We start from the raw sequence: 16,750 nt of genomic DNA on the forward strand, positions 1-16,750 counted from the left end.
GATCGGGCATTCACCTTATGAGGGCGGTGTGATAGCGCCATTGCGGCGGGCGCGCTATGGTCCGCCCAGTGGAGTAGAGTAATGGATCGGCCGGGCGAAACCACGCATTTTGGCTACAGGGACGTTCCCCTGGGGGACAAGCAGACGCTGGTGAACGATGTGTTTCACAGCGTGGCCTCGCGCTATGATCTGATGAACGATCTGATGTCCGGCGGCCTGCACCGGGTCTGGAAGGACATCATGATCAGCGCGCTCGATCCGCCGAGGAGCGACCGGCCGTTCGCGCTGCTCGACGTGGCCGGGGGCACCGGCGACATCTCGTTTCGTGCCGCCAAGGCGGCCGGCGCCGGCTTCCATGCCACGGTCTGCGACATCAACACCGACATGCTGGCGGTGGGGCGCGAGCGCGCCATCAAGCGGCATCTCGAAAGCAAGGTCGATTTCGTCGAGGGCAATGCCGAAGCACTCGCCTTCGCCGATCGCAGCTTCGACGCCTATACGATCGCTTTCGGCATCCGCAACGTGCCGCAGATCGATCTTGCGCTGCGCGAGGCCTATCGCGTGTTGAAGCCGGGCAGCCGCTTCCTGTGTCTGGAGTTCTCCACCGTCGAGATGCCCGGGCTCGACAAGCTCTATGATTTGTTCTCGTTCAAGGTGATCCCCCCGCTCGGCCGCATGGTCACGGGCGATGCCGAGTCCTATCAGTACCTCGTCGAGTCGATCCGCAAGTTTCCAAAGCCGGCCGTCTTCGCCGACATGATCCGCGACGCCGGCTTTGCCCGCGTCAGCTGGCAGACGCTCTCGGGCGGCATCGTCGCACTGCATTCGGGCTGGCGTTTGTGATCTCTGCCATCACCCACATTACGCGCCTGATCCGCGCCGCGCTCGTCTTTGCGCGTGAGGGCGTGTTCGGTTCGGTCGATCCGAGCCTGGTGCCGCCGCCGGGACAGCTAGCGCTCAAGCTGGCGCGCATCATTGAGCGCCGCGGCGTCAAGCAGGGACCACGGATTTCGCGCGCACTGACGCGGATGGGGCCGGCCTATCTCAAGCTCGGTCAGTTCCTGGCGACGCGCCCCGACGTGGTGGGCGTCATCATGGCGCGCGACCTCGAAAGCCTGCAGGATCGCCTGCCGCCGTTTCCGCAGGCGGAAGCGGAAGCGACGATCGCCATTTCGCTGGAACGGCCGCTGAAGGACGTGTTCACGAGCTTCGGTCCACCGGTCGCGGCCGCCTCGATCGCGCAGGTGCACCGCGGCGAGGTGTTGCGCGACGGCATCCGCAAGTCGGTCGCGATCAAGGTGCTCAGGCCCAACGTCGCCGCGCGGTTCCGCCGCGACCTCTCCGATTTCTTCTTCGTCGCACACAAGGCGGAGGCCTATTCGGCCGAGGCGCGGCGCCTGCGCCTCATCGAAGTCATCAACACCATGTCGCGCTCGGTCGCCATGGAGATGGATCTGCGGCTGGAAGCCGCGGCGCTGTCGGAGATGGCCGAGAACACGCGCGACGATCCTGATTTCCGCGTGCCCGCCGTCGACTGGGACCGCACGACGCACAATGTGCTGACGATGGAGTGGATCGACGGCATCGCGCTGAACGATCACAAGCGCCTGGCGGAGGCGCAGGTCGACCTGCCCGATCTCGGCCGCAAGGTGATCCAGAGCTTCCTGCGGCATGCGCTGCGCGACGGCTTCTTCCACGCCGACATGCATCCGGGCAATCTGTTCCTCGATGACGCCGGCCGCCTGGTTGCGGTCGATTTCGGCATCATGGGCCGGCTCGGCATGAAGGAGCGCCGTTTCCTCGCCGAGATCCTGCTCGGCTTCATCACCCGCGACTATCGCCGCGTCGCCGAGGTGCATTTCGAGGCGGGCTATGTGCCCGCGCATCATTCGGTCGAGAATTTCGCGCAGGCCATCCGTGCCATCGGCGAGCCGATCCACAACCGCACCGCCGAGGAGATCTCGATGGCGCGGCTGCTGACGCTGCTGCTCGAGGTCACCGGCCTGTTCGACATGACGACGCGGCCGGAGCTGATCCTGCTGCAGAAGACCATGGTGGTGGTCGAAGGCGTGGCGCGCGGCTTCGATCCCAAGCTGGACATCTGGAAGATCGCCGACCCCGTGGTGCGCGAATGGATCGAGCGCAATCTCGGGCCGATCGGCCGCATCGAGGGCGCGCTTACCGGGACCGGGGACATCGCGCGGGTCCTGATGCGCCTGCCGGAGATCGCCGAGCGCTCGGTGAAAGTGCTCGAGCAACTCGAGACCATGACCCGCGAGGGCATCCGGCTGTCGCCGGAGAGCATCGCCGCGATGGGCCGCAGCGAGGGGCGCAAGAACCGCTGGCGCACGGTGGCGCTCTGGATCATCGCCGCGACCTTCATCGGAATCCTGATCGCCGTCCGGAATCTATGATTGCACTGCAATCATACGAATGATAGCATCGCTATCATTCCGTGCTGGAGGGGCGTCATGGCAAGCCTGACCATCCGCAAGCTCGACGAGGGCGTCAAAACCTATTTGCGGCTGCGCTCGGCCAAGAACCACAGGTCGGTCGAGGAAGAGGTCCGGGTCATCCTGCGGGAGCTGATCGAGGGCCGCGAGGAGCCGCTGACGCCCTTTGCCGTGCCGCCGGCAGCGTCCATCACCCCGACGCCCCAGCGCAGCGTCACCCTCCCCGAGGCCAGCGTCACCCTGATCATCGGCGGCGGGATTGCGGCCTACAAATCGCTCGACCTGATCCGCCGGCTCAAGGAGCGTCGCATCGAGGTCCGCTGCGTGCTGACCAAGGCCGCGCAGCAATTCGTCACGCCACTGGCGGTGAGCGCGCTGTCGCATGAACGCGTCTATACCGATTTGTTCGACCCTCAGAGCGAGTTCGACGCCGGCCATATCCGCTTGGCCCGCGACTGCGACCTGATCGTGGTGGCGCCGGCGACCGCCGACCTGATGGCCAAGATGGCCAACGGCCATGCCGACGATCTCGCCAGCGCCATCCTGCTCGCGACCAACCGCAAGGTGCTGCTGGCGCCGGCGATGAACCCGCTGATGTGGAACAACGCAGCGACACGCCGCAACGTCGGCCTGCTCCAGCGCGACGGCGCGGTGCTGATTGGGCCTAACTCCGGCGAGATGGCGGAAGCCGGCGAAGCCGGGACCGGCCGCATGTCGGAAGCCATCGAGATCGCCAATGCCGCCGAGCGGCTGCTGCGGCCGCCGGTGCCGAAGCCGCTTGCCGGCAAGCGCGTGCTGATCACCGCAGGCCCCACCCACGAGCCGATCGACCCGGTGCGCTACATCGCCAACCGCTCCTCCGGCAAGCAGGGCTTTGCCATCGCCGCCGCCGCGCAGGCGGCGGGCGCCGAGGTGATCCTGGTCAGCGGCCCGGTCGATCTCGACGATCCCCCCGGCGTGACGGTGAAGCATGTCGAATCGGCGCGGCAGATGCTGGAGCAGGTGCAGGCCTCCCTGCCCGCCGACATCGCGATCTTCGCCGCCGCGGTCGCCGACTGGCGGGTCGCCAATGAAGGCGAGCAGAAGCTGAAGAAGTCTTCCGCCGGCATGCCGCCGCTTCAGCTGGTCGAAAACCCCGACATCCTCGCCACCATCTCCAAGCTCGCCGACAAGCGCCCCCCGCTGGTGATCGGCTTTGCCGCCGAGACCGAGCATCTCATCGACAACGCCAAGTCGAAGCTCGCGCGCAAGGGCTGCGACTGGATCGTCGCCAACGACGTCTCGCCTGCCACCGGCGTGATGGGGGGCGACCGCAACACCGTCCACCTCATCAGCCGCAAGAATGGTGCGAAGGACGGCGAGATCGCAGTTGATTCCTGGCCGGTGATGACCAAGGAACAGGTCGCCATCGAACTGGTCGCGCATGTCGCAAGGCGCGTAACCGACAAATCCCCGGAGCCGGCATCTTGAGCACGAAGGTCACCGTCGAACTGCAACGCCTCGCCCACGCCGAAGGCCTGCCGCTGCCGGCCTATCAGACCGTCGAGGCCGCCGGCCTCGACCTGATGGCTGCCGTGCCGGAGAACGAGCCGCTGGCGCTCGCGCCGGGCCAATACGCGCTGGTGCCGACGGGGCTCGCCATCGCCCTGCCGCCCGGGCACGAGGCCCAGGTGCGGCCGCGCTCGGGGCTTGCGGCCAAGCACGGCGTCACCGTGCTGAACTCGCCCGGCACGATCGACGCCGACTACCGCGGCGAGATCAAGGTGATCCTGATCAATCACGGCCAGACGCCATTCGTGATCAAGCGCGGCGAGCGCATCGCCCAGGTGGTGATCGCCCCCGTCGTGCAGGCTGAGCTGGTTCCCGTCGCCACCTTGTCGACAACCGATCGCGGTGCTGGCGGCTTCGGCTCGACCGGCCGCTAACGCACGGCAATCCCAGCCGAATCATCCGAAGAACTGCGTGGCTTGAACAACGCATCCTGCATTTTTCTTGGGCCGCGTTTACGTTCACGATCTGGACTCTTACCGGCGGAGTCACGGTGAGGGTATTGTCTTTTGATTCGCGCGCGACGGGGGTCGTCGCGCGCAAATCCGTGCGATCTTGGGGCAACTATGTCAGGCGTGATCGTGTCGATGCGTCGGACGCTGCTGTCGTGCACATCGCTCGTGCGCAATGGCCTGTTGGGAGGCGCTCTGGCGGCTCTGCTGCCGGCTGCGCCGGCTGAGGCCGCCGACATCATCGACACCCTCTCCATCATGCTGGATTTCAACCGGCAGGAACTCGCGGTGCTCGCCACCGCGCTGGCCCTGCTCGGCTTCTCGGTGATGGCGGCCATCCTTTTGATGCGCACGCGCGTGCGCACCGCTAAAAACGAGGCCCGGCTACGCGCACGGATCGGGGAACTGCAGCTCCAGGCCGACCGGTTCGGCGCGCTGCTGTTCGCTGAGCCCCAGATCCTGATCTCCTGGCCGGCCGGCGACAATCGCGCGCAGATTTCCGGCGACATCGCCATGGTGCTGCCGCGTGATTCCTCGCCGCAGCGCGTGCTCGCTTTCGGAACCTGGCTGCCGCCGGAACCGGCGCTGCAGATGGACCACGCTGTCGATGCACTGCGCGAGCGCGGCGACGGGTTCCAGCTCACGCTGACGACCGCGCATGGCCATACTCTCGAAGCCATCGGCCGCGCCATCGGCGGCCAGGCCATCGTCCGGATCCGCGAGCTTTCGGGTCTGCGACGCGATCTCGCCGAGACCCATCTGCGCTACAAGGCGCTCTCCGACGAGACCGAGATGCTGCGCGGCTTGGCCGCAGCCGCGCCCTGGCCGATCTGGGCCAAGAGCGAGAACGGCGCGTTGACCTATGCCAATCCCGCCTATGTCCGCGCGACTGAGGCCGCCAGCATCACCGACGCCCACGAGCGCAAGCTCGAGCTGCTCGACAGCGCCGACCGCACCGCGATGGAGCGCGGCCTGAAGGATGCCGCCAGCTTCAATTCGCGACTGCCGATCGTCATCAGTGGCGAGCGGCGCATCTACGACGTGCGCGCGGTCAATGTCGGCAGCGGCAGCGTCGGCGTCGCCATCGATGCCAGCGAAGCGGATGCGCTGAGCTCGGCGCTCGTGCGCATGGCGGAGGCGCATCGCCGCACGCTGGACCAGCTGTCATCAGGCGTCGCCGTGTTCGACGGCCAGCGCCGCCTTGCCTTCTACAATGATTCCTATCGCCGGCTGTGGGACCTCGACCGCAGCTTCCTCGATGCCAACCCTGACGATTCCAGCGTGCTCGACCAGCTCCGCGCCGCGCGCAAGCTGCCCGAGCAGCCGGACTTCCGCGCCTGGAAGGCCAAGCTGCACGAGGCCTATCGCGCGGTCGAGACTGCCAAGGACACCTGGTACTTGCCCGACGGTCGCGCGCTGTCCGTCGTCACCACGCCGAACCCCGAGGGCGGCGTCACCTATCTGTTCGACGACGTCACCGAGAGCCTCGAGCTCGCCCGCCGCTTCGACGGCATGATCCGTGTCCAGCGCGAGACGCTGGACAGCCTCGCCGAGGGTGTCGCGGTGTTCGGCAGCAACGGCAAGGCGCAGCTGTTCAACCCGGCCTTCGTCCGGATGTGGAAGCTGTCCGCCGATGCCATGCGCGACGAGCCGCACATCCAGACCGTCGAGGGCTGGTGCCATCAGCTGTTCGACGATCCCGCGGTCTGGCGCCAGATCCGCGAGGCCATCACCTCGATCGAGAACCGCGCCGACGTGCCGCTGAAGCTGGAGCGCAAGGACGGCAGCGTGCTCGACGGCATGATCCGCCCGCTGCATGACGGCGCGACCATGCTGACGTTCCAGGACATCACCGACACCGAGAACGTCGAGCGCGCGCTGCGCGAGCGCAACGAGGCGCTGGAGGCTGCGGACCAGATGAAGGTGGATTTCGTCCACCACGTCTCCTACGAGCTGCGCTCACCGCTCACCACCATCATCGGCTTCGCGCATTTCCTCAGCGATCCCTCCACCGGGCCGCTGACGCCGAAACAGGCCGAATATCTCGACTACGTCACCAAATCGACCAACGCACTGCTGGCCCTGACCAACAACATCCTCGACCTCGCCACCATCGATGCCGGCGCCATGAAGCTGGAGCTCGGTCCGGTCGACGTCAGCAAGACCATCGAGCTCGCCGCCGAAGGCATCCAGGACCGGCTCGCCACCGACCGTATCCGCCTCAAGGTCGAGATCGCCCCCGATGTCGGCAGCTTCGTCGGCGACGAGAAGCGCGTGGTGCAGGTGCTCTATAACCTCCTCGCCAATGCCGTCGGGTTTTCTCCACAGGATTCCACCGTCGGGATCAGCGCGCGCCGCACCGAACGCAGCGTGGTCTTCACCGTGACAGATTCGGGACCTGGAATACCCGCCGACATGAAGGACAAGGTGTTCAACTGGTTCGAAAGCCGCTCGCAGGGGTCGCGTCACCGCGGCGCCGGGCTCGGCCTGTCGCTGGTGCGCTCCTTCGTCGAGCTGCATGGCGGCAAGGTGCGGGTGGATTCGATCGTCGGCCGGGGGACGGTCGTGATCTGCGATTTCCCGACCGACCAGGCGGCGCATCGCGACGCCGCCGAATGACCGGCCCCGTCACATTCTCCGTCGCGCTTCACAACGAGACGGCCACCGCGCAATTGATGGCCGACCTTGCGCTGTTGGTCGGCGCGGGCGACGTCATCACCCTCACCGGCGATCTCGGTGCCGGCAAGACCGCGGCGGCGCGCAGCCTGATCCGCTATCTCGCCGCCGACGACGCGCTGGAGGTGCCGAGCCCGACCTTCACGCTGGTGCAGGGCTACGAGCTGCCGCCCTTCCCGGTGCTGCATGCCGATCTCTACCGCGTCGAGGACGAGAGCGAGCTCGAGGAGATCGGGCTGTCGCCGCTGCCTGATGCCACGCTCATCCTGATCGAATGGCCGGAGCGCGCGCCCTCGGCGATGCCGCAGGACCGCATCGATATCGCACTGACGCATCGGCCGGCGGCGGGCTCGAATGCACGCGCCGCCGACGTCACCGGTCACGGCAAGTGCGCCGCGCAGGTCGCGCGGCTGCAGGTGCTGCGCGAATTCCTCGACGCCTCCGGTTACATGAATGCGACGCGCAGGCGCATGCCGGGCGATGCCTCGACCCGCTCCTATGCGCGTCTGCTGCGCGACGACGAGATCGTCATCCTCATGAGCTTTCCGCAGCGGCCTGATGGCGCAGCGCTGTACAACGGAAAATCCTACAGCGCCGCGGTGCATCTTGCCGAGAATGTAAAGCCCTTCGTCGCGATCGACGAAGGCCTGCGCGGACAGGGCATTTCGGCGCCCGCGATCCATCATTCCGATCTCGACCATGGCTTCCTGATCACCGAGGATTTCGGCAGCGACGGCGTGATCGAAGGCGAGCCGCCGCGGCCGATTCCCGAACGTTACGAAACTGCGGTGGACGTGCTGGCCATGCTGCACGCCAAGTCGCTGCCGGAAACCCTGCCGCTGGCCGGCCAGAGCTACGACATCCCGGTCTTCGACACCGACGCGCTCTTGATCGAGATCGGCCTGATGCCGGAATGGTATCTGCCCGACCGCAACGCGCCGCTGAGCGAAGCGGCGCGGGCCGAATTTTTCGCGATGTGGCGCGAGCTGCTCAAGAAACCGCTAGCGGCGCCGAGGACGTGGGTGATCCGCGACTACCACTCGCCCAATCTGATCTGGCTCGGGGACCGCAGCGGCATCGAGCGCGTCGGCGTGATCGATTTCCAGGACGCCGTGCTCGGGCCGCACTCCTATGACGTGGTGTCGCTGCTCCAGGACGCCCGCATCGACGTGCCCGAGAATATCGAGCTGACGCTGCTGTCGCGCTACATCAAGGCGCGCCGCGCGAACGACCCCGGCTTCGACGCCGCCGGCTTCGCCGAGCTTTACGCCATCATGTCGGCGCAGCGCAACACGCGCCTGCTCGGCACCTTCGCTCGCCTCAATCGCCGCGACGGCAAACCACATTATCTGCGTCACCAGCCGCGGATCTGGACCTATCTCCAGCGCTCGCTGGCGCATCCCACGCTTGGCCCGTTGCGCGACTGGTATCTCGCCAACGTCCCGCCGCCGCAAGGCTGATCCTGATACGATTTACCGGCCGTTAGCCAAGATGTCGCTATTCTGGCGGCGAGGAGCCAGATGATTACGGGGCTGGAGCGGGGCAGATGGCGGCGAAAGCGGATCAGCGCGGAAATAGCCGGGTTATTTTCGAGCGCGGAGTTCCGGCCCAGATGATGGGCATCGACGGCACCTGGCGGCGCGACTGCACCATGGAGGACGTCTCCGAGACCGGCGCCAAGCTGACCATCGACGGCTCGGTGGAAGGGCTTCATCTGAAGGAATTTTTTCTGCTCCTGTCGTCCACCGGACTTGCGTACCGCCGCTGCGAGCTGGCCTGGGTCAATGGCGACCAGATCGGCGTCAATTTCCTCAAAGTGGGCGACAAGAAGAAAAAGGTCCGATCCACAGCTGTTGGAGCATGACTGCAACACCCGTCGTACAACCGTCACGGCGGGCAATTAAGGCGGTTGGATGCGGTGCGATTGGCCGGTGCTCATGCTAGGATTGCCGCGAAAGCGAAATCAAGGGATCTGAGAAAGCAAGGATGTCCGTCAAACCGACCAAAGCCATGGTGCTTGCCGCAGGGTTCGGCCTGCGCATGCGTCCGTTGACGGACAGGATGCCGAAGCCGATGGTGCCGGTCGCGGGCCAGCCGCTGCTCGATCACGTGCTCGACAAGCTTGGCCAGGCCGGCGTGACCGAGGCGGTGGTCAACGTGCATTACCTGCCGGACCAGATCATCGATCACACCGCATCGCGCCAGCATCCGCGGGTGACCATCTCCGACGAACGCGACCAGGTGCTCGGCACCGGCGGCGGCGTGGTCAAGGCGCTGCCGCTGCTCGGCGATGCACCGTTCTTCCACGTCAATTCCGACACGCTGTGGATCGATGGCGTGCGCTCGAACCTGACGCGGCTCGCAGAGAATTTCGATCCCGCGCGGATGGACATCCTGCTCTTGATGGCGCCGACCGCGACCAGCATCGGCTATGGCGGCCGCGGCGATTACGGCATGCTGGCCGACGGCGCCCTGCGCAAGCGCAAGGAAAAAGAGGTCGTTCCGTTCGTCTATGCCGGCGCAGCGATCATGTCGCCGTCGATCTTCGCCGATGCGCCCAAGGGCGAGTTCTCGCTGACGAAGATGTTCGACCGCGCCAACGAGCAGGAGCGGCTGTTTGGCCTGCGCCTCGACGGCGTCTGGATGCATGTCGGCACGCCCGACGCGGTGCATGCGGCGGAAGAGGCGTTTTTGGAGAGCGTGGCGTAGGGCCCGGCTCTCGTGTCCCGGACGCGGTGCGGCGCCATAAGCGCGTTTACGCGCGTCTTCGACACGCTATGGTGCCGCTCCACTTCATTCTCACTCGCGGAAAGCAGACTGGGCCCCGGCTCAGCAGCGCATCACTGCGTGCTGCGTTGCGTCCGGGGCACGAGAGCGGCGTCCTTGCGAACAGCGGGGACGACTTCACCCGCACCCATGACCATTTGAGTCCACCTCCCTATATTGCCCTGATCTTCGAATCAGGCAGCCCATGCGCGTTTTCAGCGTTCCCATCTCAGTTCCGTTCCTGCGCACGGTCGTCGCGGCGCTGCTCGACGGCCGGCTGGTCGACGGCTTCGAGGCGCGCAAGGAACCGGCGCGGCTGGCGGATGCGACGCTCTATCTGCCGACCCGGCGCGCGATGCGCGTGGTGCGCGAGATCTTCCTCGACGAGATGAAGGCGGACGCCGTGGTGCTGCCGCGCATCGTCGCGCTCGGCGACATCGACGAGGACGAACTCGCTTTCGCCGACGAGGGCGAGCAGTTTTCCGGTGCGACGCCGCTCGACATTCCGCCGCGGCTCGGCGAGCTCGAACGGCGGCTGACGCTGGCGCAGCTCGTCGCGGCCTGGGCCAAGGGCCCGGTGCTGTCGCCGCTGGTGGTCGGCGGGCCCGCCTCGACGCTGGCGCTGGCGTCCGATCTCGCCCGCCTGATCGACGACATGGTGACGCGCGGCGTAGACTGGAGCGCGCTCGACGGACTCGTGCCTGACAACCTCGACCGCTATTGGCAGCACTCGCTCGAATTCCTGCGCATCGCACGCATTGCCTGGCCTGGCCATCTCGCCGAGATCAACCGCATCGAGCCCGCGGCGCGGCGCGATCTCCTGATCGCGGCGGAAGCCAAACGGCTGATCGCGCATCCGAACGGGCCTGTCATCGCGGCCGGCTCGACCGGCTCGATGCCCGCGACCGCAAAATTCCTCCATGCGGTCGCATCGCTGCCGCATGGCGCGGTGGTGCTGCCGGGGCTCGACACCGATCTCGACGACGACGCCTGGCGCAGCATCGGCGGCGTGCGCGATGCGCTCGGCAAATTCGTGGAGCATCCGGCCTCGAACCATCCGCAATACGCCATGAATGCGCTGCTGGACCGTTTCGGCATCAAGCGCGGCGACGTCGAGATCATCCAGCCGCCGGCCGAAGGCGGCCGCGACCTGCTCGCATCGGAATCGATGCGGCCATCGGCCAAGACGGAAGTCTGGCACGACCGTCTGAAGCAGCCTGACGTCGCCGCGAAGATCGCCGCCGGCATGACGAACCTCAAGGTCGTCGAAGCCCCCAACCCTGAAATGGAAGCGCTCGCGATTGCGATCGCCATGCGCGAGGCCCGGCATCTCGACAAATCGGCGGCGCTGGTGACGCCCGACCGCGCGCTGGCACGGCGAGTGATGGCTGCGCTAACCCGGTGGGACCTCGCCTTCGACGATTCCGGCGGCGACGTGCTGATGGAAACCTCGGCCGGCGTGTTTGCCCGGCTCACCGCGGAGGCCGCGACCAAGGGCCTGGAGCCGCCGACGCTGCTGGCGCTGCTCAAACATCCGCTGTGCCGGCTCGGCCGGCTGCCCGGCGGATGGAAGGCGGCGATCGAGGGACTCGAGCTCGCGGTGTTGCGCGGCACACGCCCGCCTGCAGGCACGGCCGGCTTGCTCCGCGAATTCAATCGTTTCCGCGACGAGCTGGCAAAGCTGTGGCGCAGCGAGACATCCGCGCTGCATCGCGCCGAACCGCGCGCGCGGTTGAAGCCGGAAGACCTCGATCGCATCCAGTCGCTGATCGATACCTTGCAAAAAGCACTGGCACCGATCGAGAGGCTGGCGTCATCGAAGCCGTACGACTTCGCCGAGCTTGCGCACCGGCATCGCGAGATCATGATCGAGCTGTCGCGCGACGAGCAGGGCCTTTCGCTCGCGTTCGAGGAGCGGGAAGGCCTGGCGCTCGCGAGTGCCTTCGACGATCTCCTGCGCGGCGGCACGACCAGCGGGCTGATGGTGCCGCTGCCCGATTACCCCGACGTCTTCCAGACCGCGTTCAGTGATCGCGCGGTGCGGCGGCGGGACAGACCGGGCGCCCGCCTGCAGATCTACGGCCCCTTGGAATCGCGCCTGATGCAGGCCGACCGCATCATCGTCGGCAGCTTGATCGAGGGCGTCTGGCCACCGGCGCCGCGCATTGATCCCTGGCTCAGCCGGCCGATGCGGCACGAGCTCGGCCTCGATCTGCCGGAGCGCCGCATCGGCCTGTCCGCACACGACTTCGCGCAGCTGCTCGGCGGCGGCGAGGTCATCCTCACCCATTCCGCCAAGGCCGGCGGCGCGCCGGCGGTCGCCTCGCGCTTCCTGCATCGGCTGGAGGCGGTTGCGGGCGACGAGCTCTGGAAGGCGGCCATCCGCGCCGGCGAAAAATACGTGCAGTTCGCCGCCGCTCTGGATCAGCCCGCCGAGGTCAAGCCGATCAAGCAACCCGAGCCGCGCCCGCCGCGCGCCGTGCGGCCGCTAAAGATGTCGGTCACGGCGATCGAGGATTGGCTGCGCGACCCCTACACGATCTACGCCAGGCACATCTTGCGACTCGATGCGCTTGATCCCGTGGACATGCCGCTGTCCGCCGCCGACCGCGGCTCGGCCATTCACGATGCGCTCGGCGAGTTCACCGAAACCTACGCCGCTCACCTGCCCGACGATCCCGCGCGGGTGCTGCGCGCGATAGGCCAGAAGTATTTTGAACCACTGATGGAGCGCCCCGAGGCGCGTGCGCTGTGGTGGCCGCGCTTCCAGCGCATCGCGCGCTGGTTCGGCGAATGGGAGGCGGCGCGGCGCGATGCGATCGAGGCCATCACGGCGGAGACTCACGGCGAGATCTCGATCACGCTCGACAACGCGCGTAGTTTCCGCCTCTCCGCACGCGCGGACCGTATCGAGCGCCGCAAGGGCGGCGGCTACGCCATCCTCGACTACAAGACCGGACAGCCGCCGACCGGCAAGCAGGTCCGCATGGGCCTGTCGCCGCAGCTCACGCTGGAAGCCGCGATCCTGCGCGAAGGCGGCTTCCCCGATATCGATGCCGGCTCCTCCGTAAGCCAGCTCGTCTATGTCCGCCTCAGCGGCAACAATCCACCAGGCGAGGAGCGCATCCTCGAGCTCAAGTACAAGCCGAGCGAGGAGCCACAGCCGCCGGATACGGCCGCCGCAGAAGCGCGGGCCAAGCTGGAAGCGCTGATCCGCGCCTTCGAGGACGACAATCAGCCCTACACCTCGCTGAACCTGCCGATGTGGACGAATCGCTACGGCGCCTATGATGACCTCGCGCGCATCAAGGAATGGTCGGCGGCCGGCGGATTGGGGATCGAGGAATGGTGAAGGCGCCGCGCCCGATTCCCGACGAAGTCCGCGCGCGTCAGGCGCGCGCATCCGATCCGACCGCATCGGCCTTCGTGTCGGCGAACGCCGGCTCGGGCAAGACGCATGTGCTGGTGCAGCGGGTGATCCGTCTGCTACTCGCAGGCGTGCCGCCGGAAAAGATCCTCTGCATCACCTTCACCAAGGCCGCCGCCGCCAACATGGCCGAGCGCGTGTTCATCACGCTCGGTCATTGGGTGACGCTGGACGATGCCGCGCTCGATGCCGCAATTCGCGCCGTCGGCATTCCGCATCCGAGCGCGAAGCTGCGGCGCGACGCGCGAAAACTGTTCGCCTGCGCGCTGGAGACGCCGGGCGGCCTGAAGGTGCAGACCATCCACGCGCTGTGCACCCGCCTGCTGCAGCAGTTTCCGTTCGAGGCCAACGTTCCCGCGCGCTTTGCCGTGATCGACGAGCGCGACCAGACCGACATGATGGAGCGCGCCAATCTGAAGGTGCTGCTGGAGGCCGCGCGCGATCCTGACAGTGTCACCGGCCGCGCCCTGCTGACGGCGATGGCGAGCGCCGCCGACGTCACCTTCAAGGAGGTCGTGCGCGAGGCGTGTCTCAGCCGCGACCATTTCATGGCCTGGACCGACGAAGCCGGCAATGCCGAATCCGCAGCAGCGCAGATGGCTGCGGTGCTGGGCGTTGACGTGAGTGATCGCATCGAGGACGTCGAAACGGAAATTCTGGACGGTCCGTTCCTGCCGCGCTCGCGCTGGGACGACATCGCCTTTGCGCTCGAAGATGGCAGCAAGTCCGATAACGACCAGGCCGGCCGGCTCCGCGAGGCAAAGGTGTTTTCCGGCGGCGCGCAGGTCGATGCCTATCTCTGCGTCTTCCTCACCGACGACAAGCTGCCGCGCAAGGCGGTGTTGACCAAGAAGTTCTGCGATCACAATCCGTCCGTGGCCCGCCTGTTCGAAGCCGAGGCGCAGCGCCTTGCAGGGTTGATCGAGAAGCGTCGCGCCGTGACGGTTCGCGACCGTACCGCGGCCCTGCTGCACATCGCGACCGCCGCTGCCGCGAATTACCGCCGCGAGAAGCAGGAGCGCGGGCTGCTCGACTACGACGATCTGATCGACAAGACGCTGGCGATGCTCAATCGCATCGCCTCGGGCTGGGTGCATTACAAGCTCGACCGCGGTGTCGATCACGTCCTGATCGACGAGGCCCAGGACACCAGCCCGCGGCAATGGGATATCGTCGCGCATATCATCTCCGAGTTCACAGCCGGAGAAGGCGCGCGCGAAGGGCTGAACCGCACGGTGTTCGCGGTCGGCGACGAGAAGCAGTCGATCTTCTCGTTCCAGGGCGCGGCCCCCCATGAATTCGATGCGCGGCGGCGCGAGCTGCATCGCAAGTTCACCGCGGCCGGGCTGAAGTTCGATCCCGTCGCCTTCACATATTCATTCCGCTCGGGCGCCACGATCCTGCACTCGGTCGATCACGTCTTCCGCGATCCCCAGATCTACAAGAGCATCCATTCGGTCGAGATCGGCCATCCCCTGCACAACGCGCTTGCCGATGCCGGGCCGAGCGTGATCGAGCTGTGGGATCTTGCGGAGGCCGACGAGCGGCAGGACATCGAAGGCTGGCGCGCACCGTTCGACGGCGTCGCTGTCACCAGCCCCGAGGTGAAGCTCGCGCGCCGCATCCAGGCCGAGATCAAACGGCTGGTCGAGAGCGGCACGCTGACGGGGCATGAAGGCGAGCGCCGTCCCTTGCGTTATGGGGACATGCTGATCCTGGTGCGCCGCCGCGGCAATGCCTTCGATGCCGTGATCCAGGCACTGAAGCACGCTGGCGTGCCGGTCGCCGGCGCCGACCGCCTCAAGCTCACCGAGCATATCGCCATCATCGATCTGATGAACCTTGCCGACGCGCTGCTACTGCCGCAGGACGATCTCGCGCTGGCGGTGGCACTGAAAAGCCCGCTGTTCGGGCTCGACGACGACGACCTGTTTCAATTGGCCCATGACCGCAAGGGCTCGCTGCGCCGCGCGCTTGGCGAGCATGCAGGCACAAGCGAGAAATTCGCCACGGCATTACGCTGCCTGGAAGCCTGCGAGATGTGGGCGCGCGAGGAGACGCCGTTCGCGTTCTACGCCTGGCTGCTCGGCGGCGACGGCGGGCGCGCGCGCATCCTGCGCCGCCTCGGCCATGAGGCCAATGACGCGCTCGACGAGTTCCTGGAGCTGGCGCTGAGCTACGAGCGCAAGGCGCCGGCCTCGCTGCAGGGCTTCATTGCTTGGCTGCGTTCGGCTGATACCGAGGTGAAGCGTGACATGGAGATCTCGCGCGACGAGGTGCGGGTGATGACCGTGCACGGTGCCAAGGGCCTGGAGGCCTCGGTCGTGTTCATGGTCGACACCACCTCGTCGCCCGCGGATTCGCAGCGGCTGCGGTTGATCCAGGTGCCGCGCGGCAATGGCGGCGAGGTCGTGGTCTGGGCCGGCCGTAAGGCCGACGATCCGAAGCCCGTCGTCGAGGCGCGCAAGGCGATGCTCGAGGAGACCGAGGACGAATACCGCCGCCTGCTCTATGTCGCGATGACGCGCGCGGCCGACCGTCTGATCGTCGGCGGCTGCATGCCCGGCAACATGAAGACGGTGCGCAAGCTGAGCTGGTACGACCTCGTCGACACCGGCCTCGCTAGCTCAGGTCTCGACAAGCAGGTGATCGAGACGCCGCTCGGCAAGGTGACTCGATTCGCCCGTCCCGAGGATGTCGCAGCGCTGGGCACGCCGGCGAGGTCCGTCGACCAGACCATCGCCCTGCCCGATTGGCTGCGTCTGCCGGCGCCACGCGAGATCGCCGACGATGATCCTGTGCGCCCGTCCGGCCAGCCTGCCGAGGAGGGGCGCGCGGTGCGGTCGGGCGAATCGGTCCAGTCCCGCGCGCTCGCGCTGCAACGCGGCACGCTGGTGCACCGGCTGCTGCAATCCCTGCCCGACATGGCCAGCGAGCGCCGCCGCGAGGCCGCGCTCGGCTTCATGGCGCGCAACGCCTCCGACTGGCCGGAGGCCGACCGCACCGCGCTGGCCGACAAGGTGCTCGCCTTGATCACCGAGCCGCGTTTCGCCGCGGTTTTCGGTCCCGGCAGCCGGGCCGAGGTCGCGATCGCCGGCAAGCTGGACCGGCCGGGCCGGCCGCCCGCGCTGGTCTCGGGCCAGATCGACCGGCTGGTCGTCCGCCCCGACGAGGTCCTGATCGTCGATTTCAAGACCAACCAGGCAGCACCCAAGAGCGCGACGGAGGCGCCGGCGGCCTATGTCCGGCAGCTTGCGCTGTACCGGGCGGTGCTGTCGCGGCTTTATCCCCAAAAGCCTGTCAGAGCCGCCCTGCTCTGGACCGAGACCCTTGAATATATGGAGATTTCGGCCCCCGCGCTGGACGCGGCGCTGGCATCCCTTCATCTCGGTGTGAGCGTCCTTGACCCGGCAAGGAGCCGTTCATAG

General features: G+C 67.0%; 10 protein-coding genes. All 10 read left to right on the top strand.

Annotated features, from left to right (window positions below):
- The first annotated feature begins 81 nt into the window (after positions 1–81).
- The 10 genes from ubiE (at position 82) to addA (ending at position 16,750) form a co-directional block, all read left to right on the top strand.
- Positions 82–843, top strand: a complete 762-nt coding sequence (gene ubiE / locus LPJ38_RS03705; RefSeq protein WP_145630492.1) for a bifunctional demethylmenaquinone methyltransferase/2-methoxy-6-polyprenyl-1,4-benzoquinol methylase UbiE — start codon at positions 82–84, stop codon at positions 841–843.
- Positions 840–2,414 carry a 2-polyprenylphenol 6-hydroxylase gene (ubiB, locus tag LPJ38_RS03710; RefSeq protein ID WP_145630491.1) on the top strand — a complete coding sequence of 525 codons (1,575 nt, stop codon included), beginning with the start codon at positions 840–842 and terminating at the stop codon, positions 2,412–2,414. The genes ubiE and ubiB overlap by 4 nt, the downstream gene beginning before the upstream one ends.
- Before the next feature lie 57 nt (positions 2,415–2,471).
- Positions 2,472–3,923, top strand: coding sequence for a bifunctional phosphopantothenoylcysteine decarboxylase/phosphopantothenate--cysteine ligase CoaBC (coaBC, locus tag LPJ38_RS03715; RefSeq protein WP_145630490.1), 1,452 nt, complete (start codon positions 2,472–2,474; stop codon positions 3,921–3,923).
- A complete protein-coding gene (dut, locus tag LPJ38_RS03720) occupies positions 3,920–4,378 on the top strand; it encodes a dUTP diphosphatase (RefSeq protein ID WP_145630489.1) in 459 nt (152 codons plus the stop codon). Before coaBC ends, dut begins: the two co-directional genes overlap by 4 nt.
- A 189-nt stretch (positions 4,379–4,567) precedes the next feature.
- Positions 4,568–7,072 carry a PAS domain-containing sensor histidine kinase gene (locus LPJ38_RS03725; RefSeq protein ID WP_145630488.1) on the top strand — a complete coding sequence of 835 codons (2,505 nt, stop codon included), beginning with the start codon at positions 4,568–4,570 and terminating at the stop codon, positions 7,070–7,072.
- Positions 7,069–8,589, top strand: a complete 1,521-nt coding sequence (tsaE, locus tag LPJ38_RS03730) for a tRNA (adenosine(37)-N6)-threonylcarbamoyltransferase complex ATPase subunit type 1 TsaE (RefSeq protein ID WP_145630487.1) — start codon at positions 7,069–7,071, stop codon at positions 8,587–8,589. The genes LPJ38_RS03725 and tsaE overlap by 4 nt, the downstream gene beginning before the upstream one ends.
- A gap of 86 nt (positions 8,590–8,675) precedes the next feature.
- Complete coding sequence (locus tag LPJ38_RS03735; protein WP_008540042.1) at positions 8,676–8,993, top strand: PilZ domain-containing protein; 318 nt, start codon at positions 8,676–8,678, stop codon at positions 8,991–8,993.
- A gap of 122 nt (positions 8,994–9,115) precedes the next feature.
- Complete coding sequence (locus tag LPJ38_RS03740) at positions 9,116–9,838, top strand: nucleotidyltransferase family protein (RefSeq protein ID WP_145630486.1); 723 nt, start codon at positions 9,116–9,118, stop codon at positions 9,836–9,838.
- Between the two features lie 262 nt (positions 9,839–10,100).
- A complete protein-coding gene (addB, locus tag LPJ38_RS03745) occupies positions 10,101–13,247 on the top strand; it encodes a double-strand break repair protein AddB (protein WP_145630485.1) in 3,147 nt (1,048 codons plus the stop codon).
- Positions 13,241–16,750: a double-strand break repair helicase AddA gene (gene addA / locus LPJ38_RS03750; RefSeq protein WP_167520350.1), complete on the top strand. Its 3,510-nt coding sequence runs from the start codon at positions 13,241–13,243 to the stop codon at positions 16,748–16,750. Before addB ends, addA begins: the two co-directional genes overlap by 7 nt.

Source organism: Bradyrhizobium daqingense (genome assembly GCF_021044685.1).
Classification (GTDB): domain Bacteria; phylum Pseudomonadota; class Alphaproteobacteria; order Rhizobiales; family Xanthobacteraceae; genus Bradyrhizobium; species Bradyrhizobium daqingense.